General features: G+C 57.2%; 14 protein-coding genes. 7 read left to right on the forward strand and 7 right to left on the reverse strand.

Annotated elements, in window-relative coordinates:
• Nucleotides 1-307 precede the first annotated feature (307 nt).
• Entirely contained in the window at nt 308-1,159 is an 852-nt protein-coding gene (locus tag FSY45_RS21625; RefSeq protein WP_046460927.1) for an AlpA family phage regulatory protein, read from the forward strand.
• Between the two features lie 434 nt (nt 1,160-1,593).
• Here the strand turns inward: FSY45_RS21625 and FSY45_RS21630 are convergent, their stop codons facing one another.
• Both FSY45_RS21630 and FSY45_RS21635 read right to left on the reverse strand, forming a co-directional pair.
• Entirely contained in the window at nt 1,594-2,361 is a 768-nt protein-coding gene (locus FSY45_RS21630) for a response regulator transcription factor (protein ID WP_039049092.1), read from the reverse strand.
• A gap of 482 nt (nt 2,362-2,843) precedes the next feature.
• A complete protein-coding gene (locus tag FSY45_RS21635; RefSeq protein ID WP_223305645.1) occupies nt 2,844-3,023 on the reverse strand; it encodes a hypothetical protein in 180 nt (59 codons plus the stop codon).
• On the opposite strand from FSY45_RS21635, the gene FSY45_RS28340 reads away from it, so the two are divergent.
• Both FSY45_RS28340 and FSY45_RS27900 read left to right on the forward strand, forming a co-directional pair.
• Complete coding sequence (locus FSY45_RS28340) at nt 2,941-3,564, forward strand: hypothetical protein (RefSeq protein ID WP_223305646.1); 624 nt, start codon at nt 2,941-2,943, stop codon at nt 3,562-3,564. The genes FSY45_RS21635 and FSY45_RS28340 overlap by 83 nt on opposite strands.
• Before the next feature lie 76 nt (nt 3,565-3,640).
• Nucleotides 3,641-4,381: a hypothetical protein gene (locus tag FSY45_RS27900; RefSeq protein WP_171832543.1), complete on the forward strand. Its 741-nt coding sequence runs from the start codon at nt 3,641-3,643 to the stop codon at nt 4,379-4,381.
• A 1,249-nt stretch (nt 4,382-5,630) separates the two neighbouring features.
• Here FSY45_RS27900 and FSY45_RS21655 read toward each other — a convergent pair.
• Entirely contained in the window at nt 5,631-5,849 is a 219-nt protein-coding gene (locus FSY45_RS21655; RefSeq protein ID WP_003069105.1) for a hypothetical protein, read from the reverse strand.
• A 199-nt stretch (nt 5,850-6,048) separates the two neighbouring features.
• Between FSY45_RS21655 and FSY45_RS21660 the strand changes: the two genes are divergently transcribed.
• Together FSY45_RS21660 and FSY45_RS21665 are read left to right on the forward strand one after the other, a co-directional pair.
• Nucleotides 6,049-6,438: a CidA/LrgA family protein gene (locus tag FSY45_RS21660; RefSeq protein ID WP_003069103.1), complete on the forward strand. Its 390-nt coding sequence runs from the start codon at nt 6,049-6,051 to the stop codon at nt 6,436-6,438.
• Nucleotides 6,435-7,175: an LrgB family protein gene (locus FSY45_RS21665; protein WP_003069102.1), complete on the forward strand. Its 741-nt coding sequence runs from the start codon at nt 6,435-6,437 to the stop codon at nt 7,173-7,175. Before FSY45_RS21660 ends, FSY45_RS21665 begins: the two co-directional genes overlap by 4 nt.
• Nucleotides 7,176-7,214: 39 nt before the next feature.
• Here the strand turns inward: FSY45_RS21665 and FSY45_RS21670 are convergent, their stop codons facing one another.
• Nucleotides 7,215-8,165 (reverse strand): DMT family transporter, encoded by a 951-nt coding sequence (locus FSY45_RS21670; protein WP_122975085.1) that lies wholly within the window; start codon nt 8,163-8,165, stop codon nt 7,215-7,217.
• 87 nt (nt 8,166-8,252) lie between these two features.
• On the opposite strand from FSY45_RS21670, the gene FSY45_RS21675 reads away from it, so the two are divergent.
• The gene (locus tag FSY45_RS21675; protein ID WP_046461565.1) at nt 8,253-9,197 is read left to right on the forward strand and encodes a LysR family transcriptional regulator; all 945 of its coding nucleotides are present in this window, start codon (nt 8,253-8,255) and stop codon (nt 9,195-9,197) included.
• Nucleotides 9,198-9,206: 9 nt separating this feature from the next.
• Here the strand turns inward: FSY45_RS21675 and FSY45_RS21680 are convergent, their stop codons facing one another.
• From FSY45_RS21680 to FSY45_RS21690, 3 genes are all read right to left on the reverse strand, one after another.
• On the reverse strand, nt 9,207-9,677 hold the full coding sequence (locus FSY45_RS21680; RefSeq protein ID WP_046461571.1) for a hypothetical protein: 471 nt from the start codon (nt 9,675-9,677) through the stop codon (nt 9,207-9,209).
• Between the two features lie 378 nt (nt 9,678-10,055).
• Entirely contained in the window at nt 10,056-10,727 is a 672-nt protein-coding gene (gene tenA / locus FSY45_RS21685; RefSeq protein ID WP_003069091.1) for a thiaminase II, read from the reverse strand.
• Between the two features lie 126 nt (nt 10,728-10,853).
• The gene (locus FSY45_RS21690) at nt 10,854-11,819 is read right to left on the reverse strand and encodes a LysR family transcriptional regulator (protein WP_003069089.1); all 966 of its coding nucleotides are present in this window, start codon (nt 11,817-11,819) and stop codon (nt 10,854-10,856) included.
• 197 nt (nt 11,820-12,016) lie between these two features.
• Here FSY45_RS21690 and FSY45_RS21695 point away from each other — a divergent pair, with 197 nt between their 5' ends.
• On the forward strand, nt 12,017-13,207 hold the full coding sequence (locus FSY45_RS21695) for an acyl-CoA dehydrogenase (RefSeq protein WP_003069087.1): 1,191 nt from the start codon (nt 12,017-12,019) through the stop codon (nt 13,205-13,207).
• Nucleotides 13,208-13,258 lie beyond the last annotated feature (51 nt).

The raw sequence follows: 13,258 nt of genomic DNA on the forward strand, positions 1-13,258 counted from the left end.
TGAAGGCTGATCAGCATGGCAACTCCTTGGCACGGGATTGCCATGTTGCCAGAACTGCTTGCAGTACCTCTCGGCCATGCAGCAACGGACGCTTGTTTTTAAGCAGCCAATCGTCCGGGACCCGACAGGTAACGTCATGTCCCTCCGAAGAGTGAAAGCAGATCAAAATACAAAATTAATACAAATCGTTCGTATTCGACAACAATGTCAGAGCCAATCCTACATTGGGTATGGCTATCAGAAATTAATACTTATTGCATTAATTAACGCCAGCTCATCCACCTAGCACACGAGCTCAAGAAACCACATGCCTACGGATAGCGAATCACGCTTCACGAAGAATGTCATCCCTATGGATGAGGTTCTGACACGGACTGGGTTATCAAGATCGATGCTCTACAAGCTGTTGCGCAAGGACAAGTTTCCTCATCCCACACCGATGAGCAACAGAGCCATTGGCTGGTTTGAAACGGATGTCGAAAACTGGCTGCAGGCGAGCAAAGCAATCCGCCAAGCGAAACTGGCTCTACCTGTCGTCTACATGGCGGGAAAAATGGGGACAGATTTAGACAATGAGGACCCGGGCAGAGAGTTTTCCTGTTGGCGAATCTTCGACGTATCCAGATCCAAGGCACTTGGTGATCTAGGGATCGAGAATTCAGATACCGATGTGCTGATCGCGCCGCCGGAAGAAATGCTATTTCACGGAACTCGTACGAGGTTCATGTATTCAGGTCCATGGAAAGCGAAAAATGGCAGCCATGGACACATGCATGGCGCGAATTCTTACTCTCCCTCCAATCCACAAAGCGCTGCCTATCGCGGAGCTCTTCAAGGCATCTCACGGGCCGACGTTGTTGTCGCCTATCTCGAAGACCTGGAGGCTTTTGGAACGCTGGTTGAGATCGGCTATGCAAGAGCGGGCAATAAGAGAGTGATCGTGATTACTGCACCTGCCCTCAAGAAACTGCAACGAGACCAGGACTGGGAGCATGGCATTTGGTTCGCTATTCGCGCGGCTGATAGACACATCGAACTACCAGACCATCCTGGCTCCAGCCAGAACGACCTCTGGCGATCAGCACATGCGCATGCAGCATCGGTCATTTCGGAGTGGTATCCCCATTCATTGACTCCCCCTCCCAGTGCCGCCGAATAGAGTGCAGTGGTCAGCTCATATTTGCTTCATAAGGAGGCTGCCTCACAACCTCCCGTCCCGCCCACTCGTTGAATGTATCGAACAGCTCTTGCAACGGGGCAACCTCACTCTTGTCACCGGCAATAAAGAGGCTGGCAAACGAATGCGCGCCATGCCTATGTGCGACATACGCAACTTCGCGGCCGGCCCATCCATGACATCGATGAAGCATCAAAGCTGCTGGATCGCAGCCATGTGAAAACAGCACGCACGCTTTGCCCAACAAGGAGCACATGCTTGAAAGTGACCAGGTAAAAGCTCCTTCCACCTCATGAAAGAAATTTCTCTATAAAGAAATCTGCAAAAAATATTTCAGAATCAAATATCATTTCAATATGAGATTTAAGACAGAGTATTTTTACATTTAAGACCTAGAGCACAGTGAACAACAGTATTCAAATAATACCTATCAATATTGCACATCTGACGGCTTGCGCCCTGGTTCTTACTTGCATCTTTCCGTAAATATTTTTTATATGCGTTGACACTGTCAAAGGGCTTATTTGCAAGTAGGACGCGACCTCGAGAGAGCTTTTTCCTTGGGCTATCAATTTCAATATTTCCACTTCTCTTTCAGTCAGCGACTCAAAGCTCTTGTGTTTGAAGATACTTTCCTCATGAAAATTGGCCTTGAATATTTTTGGAATGATTTTCTTTGCCACTACTGGAGATATAGCGGCTCCACCATTCGCAACTTCCAGCACAGCTTGCGAGTAGCTTCCAAACCATGAGTTCTTCACTAGGTACCCAACAGCGCCTCTTTTAAGAGCATTCATGGCCGCGTCGTCGTTTTCACTTGCAGAAATTGCAATGCTCAGCACGTCAGGCCTCTTTAGTTGGATCGATTCCAGCAACTCGATTCCTTGGCCTTCACCAAGAGACAGGTCAATGAGGAGCACATCGAAATCTTGCAAAAAGATGTTCTTACGAGCCTCTCTATAGCTGGAGGCCTGCCCTACCAGAAGAGTGCGCGGATCACGCATGAGCTCCTGCGAGATCACATTCCTGACATGGCTGTCTTCGTCAACCAGAAAGACTCGCACCGGCTGGTTCTGCTGACCCTTCATGTCGGACGGCCACATGCGCCCAAAGACAGTAGATGTGACTTCTGTACTGCCAGCATCATCAAACCGTGAGCTCATAAATGCGTCGGATAGATACATGTGACACTCCATTTGATGGGTCGATTTCTTTGGAATCTCGCGAAAAATAGAATTCATTCCATTGAAAATCTACAAAAAACAAATAAAGAAAAATAAGGTTTAGATTTTTACAAATTAATACTGGAATACGAGGTATTAACTTCTTTTCATCAGAAAAATAGATGTAAACCCTTTATTTTTGAAACAATGGACATATAAAATAAAAAGAAATACATATTACATTTTTTAGCATTGTAAGAATTTTCCAACAAGGACTATTCTTTCAATAGCACAACATCCACAAGCCACAACAAATCATTCATTTTTCTCATCATTTTAAATTCTTCAAAAAATATCTTTGAATGGGGTATTACTGTTTCTCCGTCGTTTTCTGAAACTGCCTTCACCGAAAGCAGTTTTGGAACGTAACAAAGCACTCCATAACTTGTTGACGGTTAACACTGGCCTTTGCGAAATTGCATCGGTCTTTCGCTCACACACTCTCAGTTGTCTGAGAACTCGCTATTCAAAGGAATGATCATGAAAAAGTCTCTGATTGCCATGGCGGTTATTGCGTTGGCTGGTGTTGCATCTGCTGCGGTGAGCGGCTCAAGCATCGCTGCCACAAACACGACGTCGAGCGCATCTTCAGCTACGGTGTCGGGTGCTGCCAGCTCGGGCAACGGTGCTGCGCTGAGCATGAATAGTGCAACCTCCGGTGCAACCTCCAACGCCAATGCCGCTGGTGGCGGCATTGCTGTAGGCCCTTACGGCGCCGGTGGTGCTGCGGTCAGTGGTGGCGCAACTACCTACGGTAACGTGAAGAGCCTTTCTGCAACTTCGGGCAACGCTGTTGCGGGTGGCGGTGCTGCGACCAACGCTAACGCAGGTTCTGCGGCCCTGGCTGGTTACAGCGCAGGCCCCGTCAGCGGCGGAGCAGCTGGTGTGGCCACTTCGCACACAGCCAACCAAGTTGCCACTGGCGCTGGCCCTGGTGGCGGACTGTCCTATGTGAACAGCAATGCTGGTACCACTTCCGGTTATGGCGCAACTTCGGCTGCTATCTCTGGGCCTAGCGGCGCGTGGACCAACACCGGATCGGGCGCAACCTCGGTGGGTACCGTCCATCAGAACGCTGGAGCATTTGGCAATGCTGGCTACTTCTCCAACGGTGGTGGCACCTCCGGTACTGCCGGTGCAGGCTCCGCTGCCAATGCCAACTAAGGCAGCTGTCCCAAGATAGTTGTGTTTGTCCCGGGCCTGGCTGCCTGGCCGGGCTCGGGCAACGTAGGAGCAAAGCATGAAATTCTCAATAGCTCTGTTAAGTCTTTGCGTTCCTTTGTGCAGTTATGCGCAAAGTGCCGACAGCAGCGCGCAAAGCTCCTCTAGCTCCTCTTCCGTGGGGGCGCAACAGAATCAGTCGGTCACCATTGTCAATCCGGTCGTTGCCCCGGCGGAAAGTCGATCTGTATCCACGATGGACAGCAGATCCACTTCAACCTCCGATCAAAACATCACAACGAACGGCACGACCACCCAGAACCTGAACAGCACGGTATCCGGGACGTCCAAGAACATTGTGGAGTACACAGGTACTTACACCATGAAAAACGTTCCCAGCGTGAACGGCCCCAATCTCACTACCAGCAATGACACCTGCATGGGCAGCAGCAGCGGCAGTGCCAACGGACCTGGCTTTGGCGTGAGCTTCGGCACAACCTGGACGGACGAGCATTGCAAGCGCCTGAAAATGAGCCGTGAGCTCTGGAACAAGGGCATGAAGGCAGCCTCGCTGGCAATGGACTGCATGGATCCCGCCGCTCGCGTGGCACTGGAGATCACGGGTTCTAAATGCCCGCAATCCATGACTGCAGACGAGCGCCGCAACAACTACGGGCCGGATGCTTCGGCACAAGGTAGCCCCACTCCCGCTTCAGCGCCCACAGAGGTTCAGTCAAGTTTGACACCTGAAGCCCCTCGCCCCTCGCTTGTAACATCTGTGATGGAAGATCCACGTACAGCACAGCTGTATGACAATTAGTGGGCGTGATTCCTAATCTAGGAGGCCGCTATGGGCAAGACTCTAGCTCTTTTAGCGATTGCACTATGCAGCGCTTCGTCTTTGGCTGCACCCGACTCCAGGGCCATCAATGAACCGTTGAGCATTCAACGCCAGATCTTCGGAAGTGGCGAGCAAGGTGCAGCAGGCTCGCAGCAAGCAGAGCCAGTGGGGGACTATGGGGTATGGCATGTGCCGCAGTACCTGCCTGGTTACCCTACTGCAGCAACTATCTGGCCCCGCGCTATCCCTGTGAAATGCAAGGACAGACAATGCGAAGGCTATGTGATTACCCCGCAGATGGGGCCAGGTGAGTACCTGTTTTTCGTGCCTACAAGCGAATAGACTGGTCAAAGGCATAACAGGACGGCAGCACTTCTTTGGTGCTGACAGCAACTCACCTAACAAGGGCGGGCTTCAACCCGCCCTTGTTGATTTGTGCTCTGCAAATATGCAGCCACTCAGCACTGATAGCAACACCAAGCGAAGTACCTGCTGACAAATCGACCCAGCTTCGACCTCATGTCGGCATCATGGGCGCAACGCGTTTTTGTCCAAAGGAACGCTGCGACAATTTTTTGCGCCTGAATATCGAATACAATCCGCATCCCTCCAGGGTGAGTGCTGGGAATTGAAATCCCCGCAGCAGGGCGTTCCGGTCCAATCCGGCACTACATACCCAAGCCGAAAAGGCAGCTTCGCTGCCATCCAGCCTTCCGTTCTCCACGCGAAAAGCCGGCGCATCAATTACGCCACAGCCCCATGCCTTTCCTTTGCCGGGATAAGGCAGGATCTCTCTTGCTCGCTCATCTTTTCGAAGTTGCACAGTCACTGTGCATAACTTTGCACAATCTGGTGCGGATCTATGCCTTGCAATACCATGCCAGGCACCGGCAGCATCGCCCATCTGTCAAACATCCACTCGCTTCAAGCCCATAGCACACAGCAGGTCACATGGGACATTTCTCTCTGGAAAATGCCTTTTGAGCATCGCTGCACTTGTACTGTCAACGAGAGCCTTTGCTGTCAATCCGAGCAACCCTGGCTTGAGTCAAGCCACAAAAAAAGCGCTGTCCATGACAGCGCTTTTTTCCACAGATCATGTGGACATGATTGTGGATATCCAGTGAAATCCTGGTGATAACAGCACACAAGCCCTTGTACTTGCGGGTTGAAAGGTAGGTTGCCTCCAAATCAGGCAATTGCAACTCAAGGGTTAACCCCGAGCATTTCAGAGCTGGCGCCGGATCACCATACGCCCCGACTCGGTGATATGCCAGTGCTTTTCTGCATCCTGCTCCACGAGGCCCCGCTCCAGCAGGCGCTTGGAAAGATATTCCTTGGCGGCAGACCACAGGGAGACATCCTCGCCCAGCTCCAGCTTCTTGAGTGTTTCCAATTCATCGACCGTAGGTTCATACACAGGTGCGCGATAGACTGCGGTTTGCATGGTGACTTCTCCTAAGCTCGTGCGATGACTGGCCGCTTCGGCTCCGAAGCGCCTGAGATCCAAGATAAACCTGTCATCCGCGACACGCAATAGTTACCCGCCTGCTTTACCTTTATTCACCCAAGCCATACCCCACCCTTACAGAGTTGGCAGCCTGACAACAGGCTGCCAACTCATTATTCAGGAGCTGACCACCTTTATGCTGTATGCGCTTGCCGTACTTTTTGCCTTTCAGCTACTGGGGGAGTTCCTGGCCCGCGTCACGGGCTTGCCTCTGCCCGGCGCGCTGATCGGCATCCTGCTTTTGCTGCTGGGCCTGCTGTTTTACAAACGCCTACCCAAGACACTGGAAGATACTGCTCAGGTTCTGTTGCAGAACATGATGCTGCTTTTCATCCCCGTCATTGCAGGCGTAATGCTGGAATTCGACCACCTGCGCCGCGAATGGCTGCCGTTTGTGCTGGCCTGCATTGCCGGAGCTGCCATCACATTCACCGCAACCGCCCTCACCTTCCGCTTCTGCCTGCAGCGCCAGCGCACTCTCAAGTCGGATGACGAGCCCGCGGCAAGACAGGAGCAGAGCTTATGAGCACACCCCTGCTTGAACGCCTGCACACCGCCTGGCTGAGCCTGGCCCAAGGCTCGCCCCTGCCCTGGCTGGTGCTGACCATGCTGGTCTATCTGGCGGCCATGGCCATCTACAGGAAAAGCGGCAACCGCCCCATGCTGATTCCGGTGTTTACCGGCGTGGTCGTCATCGTCGCGATTCTGTTGCTCACAGGCACGCCGTATGAAACCTATCGCAGCGGCGTATCCCTGCTGGGTCTGATGATAGGCCCGGCTACCGTGGCACTGGCCATCCCGCTCTACGCCCAACGCGAGCGCATCCGTCAGCTGTGGTTGCCCATCAGCGTGGCGCTGCTGGTGGGCTGTCTGGTCGCTCTGTTTTCGGCGCTGGGCATCGCCTGGGCCTTTGGCGGCTCGCAAGCTACGCTGATCGCCGTGGCACCCAAATCGGCCACCATTCCCATCGCCCTGCCCATGGCCGAGCGTTTTGGAGGAACACCCTCGCTGGCCGCCGTGGCCGTGGCCATTACCGGCATCAGCGGCACCATGATGGCACCGCTGCTGTGCCGCGTCCTGCGTCTCAAGGATCCAGCGGTTCAAGGCTTTGCCATCGGACTTACGGCCCATGCGATTGGCACGGCACGCGCCATCCAGCTCAACCCCACAGCCGCTGCGTTCTCCGCTCTGGCCATGGGCTTGAACGGCGTGGCCACGGCGGTGCTGATGCCACTGGTGCTGGCCATTACCCCCTGGATTTAAAACAATAGCTGCTGGCGCTTGATGCATAACCGCTGGCAGCTATTTTTGATTAGGCTTTCGCTCGCTACGCCGGTAAGCTGCAAGCGCCCCCAGAATCAGCGCCATCCCCAGCCACTGCGCCGGCTGCGGCTTGGCACCAAACCAGAGCAGATCCACCAGCAAAGCCATGACGGGGTAGATAAAGGACAAGCCGGCGATCGCCTGCGCCTGCAGTCTTTGAAATGCCGTGTACATCAGTGTGTACATCCAGGCCGTGTGCACCAGGCCCAGCACCAGCACCGCAGCCCAGACCTTGGGGCTGAAGAGTGCCTGGGCACGCAGCTCCCACACCCAGGGCAGCAAGCTCAGCGCACCAAGCAGCATCTGCAGCATGGCGATCTGCGCCGGCGCAAGCCGCCTGAGCCGCTGAGTGGCCAAGGTGGCCAGGGCATAAAGACTGGCTGCCAGCAGTGCCAGCACAATGCCCAAGGATTGCCCTTGCGACGCCTGCTGATCAGTCAGCCCTACCAGGCCGCTGCTCAAGCCCACGCCTACCAGCGCCAGCAGCAGCCAGGGCAGCCGATTGAGCGGCAGAGGCTCGCCCTGCAGCAGAGCTGCCAGCAGCAACAGCAAGAAGGGCTGTACGTGATAGACCACCGTGGCAATGGCAATGCCGCTGTATTCATAGGCACGAAACAGGCACAGCCAATTGACGATGAGCGCCACAGCCCCCAGCAGCAGCCAGCCGCTCTCGCGCCAGGTCGGCCGGGACCACTGGCCCGACCAAAGCACCCAGGCCGCCAGCCCGAGTCCGCCAAGCAAACAACGCAACCACACCACCCACAGCACGGGCAGGCCGCTCTCCACCACCAGCAGGCCGATGGTTCCGGAAAGCGCCATGGCCAGCACCATGCGCCAGCTACCGCCGGCTGCAGCCTTGGGCGGCGAGGTGGCTGCCAAAGCCGGCTTGGAAGCCAGCACTTGTAAAGAGGAAGATGTCTGGGAAGTCATGATGGCATGGTCCTTCAATCACTTCTAAGCATCAATACAGCTCTATTCCACTTACTATTACCCAAAGATCAACAATCAAGCTGAACCATGAGCACAGAGTCCGGCCTGCTTCCTGAAATGCTGGTTTTCGCCAAGGTGGTGGAGCAGCGCAGCTTTGCCGCCGCCGCACGGCAACTGGATCTGACCACCTCGGCCGTCAGCCGCAGCGTGGGCCGGCTCGAAGCCCATTGGGGCGTGCAGCTGCTGCACCGCACAACCCGCTCCCTGTCCCTGACCGAGCTGGGCGCCGAGGTCTATGCCGCCTGCAGCCAGCTGGCACAGACGGCCAGCGATATCCACGCCATTGCCGGCCATTACAGCGGCGTGCCGCGCGGCACGGTGCGACTGACGGCACCGACCATCTTTGGTGAAATATGGCTCAGTGCACAGCTGCCTGCGCTGCGCCGCCAATGGCCCGAGCTTGAGGTCGCCGTCAGCCTCAGCGACCAGATGCAGGACCTGGCGCAGCAAGGTCTGGATCTGGCCATCCGCCTGACCCGGCCAGAACAGCTACCACCGCATATGGTGGCGCGCGAGCTGCGCCAGGTGCGCTACATCGCCGTGGCCTCGCCGGCCTACCTCAGGGGTCTGATCAAGCCGCCCGAGCATCCACTGGAGCTGGGACGCGAGCATGGCGTGGCATGCATCACGCTGGGCTATGGCGACTTTCAGAGCCGGCTGCAATGGGTGCACGGCCAAACCCGCAGCCCAGAGGCTGCCGTGACCGAAGTCGCCGTTCACTCTCCTTTATCCATGGACAGCAGCACGGGCATCATCAATCTGGCGCTGCAGCACCAGGGCATAGGCCTGGTGGCAGACTTTGCCGCCCAGGCCGTGCTGAGCAGCGGCGCACTGGTACAGGTACTGCCCGACTGGCTGCTGACGGGCAACTACGCGCCGCGCACCGCTTATGCACTGTATATGCCATCGCGCCACCTGCCGCTCAAGGTGCGGGCGCTGATTGATCACCTAGTCGATGCCGGAAAGCATTAAACCCATGACTCAAACTGGCCCAATCGCAGCCGCCTGATGGCCAGCCGTATCGACAGTCGCTGCGGCGGCCTGTGGCCAGAAAAGAGCCCGCACTTCGGCGCTGGCATAAGGCAGGATCAGCGCCATCCCGCTCAACATGGCGCCCGCACCAGCAGCAGCATCACCCACACCCGATTGCAAAATCGGCCCCGTAAAGCAGGACAACAGCAAGCCGACTAGCGTCGAGCTCACAGCCAGACTCGGCGCCCAGCTCCTGAAGCGCAGTTGCCCGTAAAAAGAAGCCAGCGTAGTCACAACCACCACCACCATGGCCAGCCATACCCCTGGCGGATAACTCTTGATGCCGCCAAACTGCACCATGCTGTCATACACCGACTTCAGACTCGCCGGGATCAGCGGACAAAAGGAATCCAGGCACAGGCCCGCCACAGGGATGAGCATGGAGGCAAGAACAATGGCCCGGTATGTTGATTTCTTCACTTCCCTCTCCCTCGATGCTCTACCGCGCATCGTATCGGGATATCCCCATTCGCCCGCTACAAGCTTGTGGACAATACCAACCACTCAACGGGATAAGCGTATCAAGCCATTGTTCTGCAAAGACTTTTCAATGCCCGCTTAATTTTTAAGCAAATCACACTATACGGCTCTTAAAGCCTACAAACTCCGCATTTCATAGCAGCTCACGCCTACTCAACTTGGGCTGTAGCCCAGTTTTCCCCACTAAATCATTACAAGCTTGTGGACAAACCGGAGCAAGCACTTGAATAAGCGACTTAACTCCTTGTCACATTAGGGAAAACGGGGTGCTGATTATTTTTTAATCAGCACCCCGTTTATGCACTAAAACTCAGCGACTCAGCGCAGCGGCCCTTGCCAATCTCCCAGGCGGTAGGCACTGTCCCAGAACATCCATTCCAGCCGGGCCGCATCCTTGTAGGCCGCATGCATTGCCGCGCGCGTGGCCTCGGTGGCCTCCTCGGCCAGGCGATCCGCCGTGGCGCAGACGCCGCGCACCGCCGCATGAAACTCCTCGCTGGCATAGGTGTCCACCCAGGCCTGATACGGATTGTCCTTGGCCGAGCGCGCGTGAATGTCGCGCCCCACCTCGGCATAAATCCAGAAGCAGGGCAGCAGCGCGGCCACGGCCACCGGGTAAGTGGTGCTCCAGGCCGTGGCCAGCAGATAGCTGGTGTAGTGATGACAGGCCGGCGTCAGCGGCGTAGCCGCGAACTGCTCGGGCGTCACGCCGAAATCGCGCATAAAGCCACCATGCAGGGCGCGCTCCACCACCACGGCCTCATTGGCGGCATTGGCAAACTGCACCACGCCTTCGGCGTTATCGGATTTGGCCGCCGTCACGGCCAGCGCTCGGCCATAGGCGACAAGGTAGTGCGCATCCTGAATCATGTAGTGGCGAAAGCGCTCCCGGCTCAGCGTGCCGGACGCCAGCTCCTGGTTGAAGGGCAGCTCCAGGGTACTTTGAAACAGTGCCTGGTTGGCGTTCCACAGGCTTTGGCTGAATGACATGATTCGACTCTCCACTGCAAGAATTCATAGCAGCCAGCGTTTTACTGGCCAGGCAAGCAATCATTCTTGCCTAGATACCTGCATCGAAGGCCCAAAGCCCGGCGGCCATGCGGTCAAAGCTGTATTTCAAGGATGGCGCTCTGGCTTGCGACCTGCAGCCTCCTGCGCCTTGTGCTGCAACCACTGGCTGAACACCCGCAGCGCCGGCGACGGTTGTGCCTCGGCCGCCAGCTCGGGCGTGACCAGGTAATAGGCGCGGTTGCCGCGCAGCGGCTGGGGACAGGCGACGATGAGATCGCCGCGCGCAATCTCCTGCTCGATCAGCATGGGCGGGATCAGCGCCACGCCCAGACCCTGGCTGGCAGCCACGGCCAGCATGGAAAACAGCTCAAGCCGCATGCCGTCGAGCGCGCGCGGTGCATCGACATGCATCGCGTCGAACCACTGACGCCAGCCCTGGGGGCGCGTGCTTTGCTGCAGCAACGGCAGGCGCGCAATCACCTCGGGGCCGACCGGCAGCCAGGCACGGCCTGGATCACGCTGCTGGGCCGTGGCCAGCAGTTGCGGGCTGCACACGGGCACGACTTCCTCGTCCATCAGCCACTGCGCCTGCACGCCGGGCCAGCGGGCCACCTGCTCGGGCGTGCCCGCGTAGAGAGCGGCATCGAACACCGTGTCGGCAAACAGGAAAGGCCGGGTCTGCACATCGATATGCACAGTGATGTCGGGGTGCTGCTGTGCCAGTTGCGGCAGGCGCGGCAGCAGCCAGCGCGTGGCAAAGGTGGGCACGGCCGCCAGATTGATGGGGCCGCCCTCACCCTGATGGCTCATCAGATCCAGCGTGTCGCGCTCCAGCCCCTGCAGCCAGCGTCCCACCTGCTTGGCATAATGCAGCCCCGCATCGGTGAGCAGCACGCCGTGGCGTGTGCGCTTGAACAGCGCCACGCCCACAAACTCCTCCAGCGCAATGATCTGGCGCGAGACGGCACTTTGCGTCAGCGACAGCTCCTGCGCAGCCTTGGTGTAGCTGACATGGCGGGCGGCCGATTCAAAGCAGGCCAGGGCCTGGGTGGAAGGGAGAACTCTACGCATATCTTTTGTGCTTAGAACGCATCAATCAATCTCAAAACAAAGGGGAAACCCTGAATAATTCGCTTATACATGCGTTTTACTCATCCATAGATGATTATTCATCGTTTGCCAGCCCCTGTTCTGCAAATCTAATATGTGTGCAAGCACTCAGGCGGAAATGCGCCTGCAACCCGACACCTTGCATTCAGGAGATGAACATGGCCAATGGCTACCAGTGGGACGACTGCTTCCAGCTCGACCAGCAACTGACCGAAGACGAGCGCATGATCCGCGACGCAGCGCGCGAGTACTGCCAGGACAAGCTCAAGCCTCGCGTGCAAGCCATGTTCCGCAACGAGTCCGTGGACGTCAGCATCTTCCGCGAGATGGGCGAGCTGGGCCTGCTGGGCCCCACCATCCCCACGCAATACGGTGGCGCGGGTCTGAACTATGTGAGCTACGGCCTGGTGGCGCGCGAGATCGAGCGTGTTGATTCGGGCTATCGTTCCATGGCCTCCGTGCAATCATCGCTGGTGATGGTGCCCATCAACGAGTTCGGCACCGAAGCGCAGAAGATGAAATACCTGCCCAAGCTGGCTTCGGGCGAGTTCATCGGCTGCTTCGGCCTGACCGAGCCCGACCACGGCTCCGACCCCGGCTCCATGGCTACACGCGCCTACAAGGTCGACGGCGGCTATCGCCTCAAGGGCAACAAGATGTGGATCACCAACAGCCCTGTGGCCGACGTGTTCGTGGTCTGGGCCAAGGAAGTCTCCGAGGACGGCACTGTGGGCCAGATCCGCGGCTTTGTGCTGGAAAAGGGCATGAAGGGTCTGTCCGCCCCTGCCATTCACGGCAAGGTGGGTCTGCGCGCCTCCATCACTGGTGAAATCGTGATGGACGATGTGTTCTGCCCCGAAGAAAACGCCTTCCCCGACGTGCGCGGCCTCAAGGGCCCGTTCACCTGCCTGAACAGCGCCCGCTTCGGCATTGCCTGGGGCGCGCTGGGTGCGGCAGAAGACTGCTGGCACACCGCCCGCCAGTACACACTGGACCGCAAGCAGTTCGGCCGTCCCCTGGCCGCCAACCAGCTGATCCAGAAGAAGCTGGCCGATATGCAGACCGAAATCACGCTGGGCCTGCAAGCCGCGCTGCGCGTGGGCCGCATGAAGGACGAACACCAGAACGTGATCGAGATCACCTCTCTGGTCAAACGCAACAACTGCGGCAAGTCGCTGGACATCGCCCGCATGGCGCGCGACATGCTGGGCGGCAACGGCATCAGCGACGAGTTCGGTGTGGCTCGCCACCTGGTGAACCTGGAAGTGGTGAACACCTACGAAGGCACTCACGATGTGCACGCACTGATTCTGGGTCGTGCCCAGACCGGCATCGCTGCATTTAACTGACACCCCCTGAGCCGCTACGCGGCTTCCCCCTCTCTCTACGCGCTTTGCGCT

Origin of the sequence: Comamonas sp. Z1, assembly GCF_008121555.1 — a bacterium.
Classification (GTDB): domain Bacteria; phylum Pseudomonadota; class Gammaproteobacteria; order Burkholderiales; family Burkholderiaceae_C; genus Comamonas; species Comamonas thiooxydans.

What these genes read in the sequence shown, in the direction of transcription:
- FSY45_RS21625 (WP_046460927.1), top strand. Translation starts at nt 308, where the DNA reads ATGCCTACGGATAGCGAATCACGCTTCACGAAGAATGTCATCCCTATG.
- FSY45_RS21630 (WP_039049092.1), bottom strand. Translation starts at nt 2,361, where the DNA reads ATGTATCTATCCGACGCATTTATGAGCTCACGGTTTGATGATGCTGGC.
- FSY45_RS27900 (WP_171832543.1), top strand. Translation starts at nt 3,641, where the DNA reads ATGAAATTCTCAATAGCTCTGTTAAGTCTTTGCGTTCCTTTGTGCAGT.
- FSY45_RS21655 (WP_003069105.1), bottom strand. Translation starts at nt 5,849, where the DNA reads ATGCAAACCGCAGTCTATCGCGCACCTGTGTATGAACCTACGGTCGAT.
- FSY45_RS21660 (WP_003069103.1), top strand. Translation starts at nt 6,049, where the DNA reads ATGCTGTATGCGCTTGCCGTACTTTTTGCCTTTCAGCTACTGGGGGAG.
- FSY45_RS21665 (WP_003069102.1), top strand. Translation starts at nt 6,435, where the DNA reads ATGAGCACACCCCTGCTTGAACGCCTGCACACCGCCTGGCTGAGCCTG.
- FSY45_RS21670 (WP_122975085.1), bottom strand. Translation starts at nt 8,165, where the DNA reads ATGACTTCCCAGACATCTTCCTCTTTACAAGTGCTGGCTTCCAAGCCG.
- FSY45_RS21675 (WP_046461565.1), top strand. Translation starts at nt 8,253, where the DNA reads ATGAGCACAGAGTCCGGCCTGCTTCCTGAAATGCTGGTTTTCGCCAAG.
- tenA (WP_003069091.1), bottom strand. Translation starts at nt 10,727, where the DNA reads ATGTCATTCAGCCAAAGCCTGTGGAACGCCAACCAGGCACTGTTTCAA.
- FSY45_RS21690 (WP_003069089.1), bottom strand. Translation starts at nt 11,819, where the DNA reads ATGCGTAGAGTTCTCCCTTCCACCCAGGCCCTGGCCTGCTTTGAATCG.
- FSY45_RS21695 (WP_003069087.1), top strand. Translation starts at nt 12,017, where the DNA reads ATGGCCAATGGCTACCAGTGGGACGACTGCTTCCAGCTCGACCAGCAA.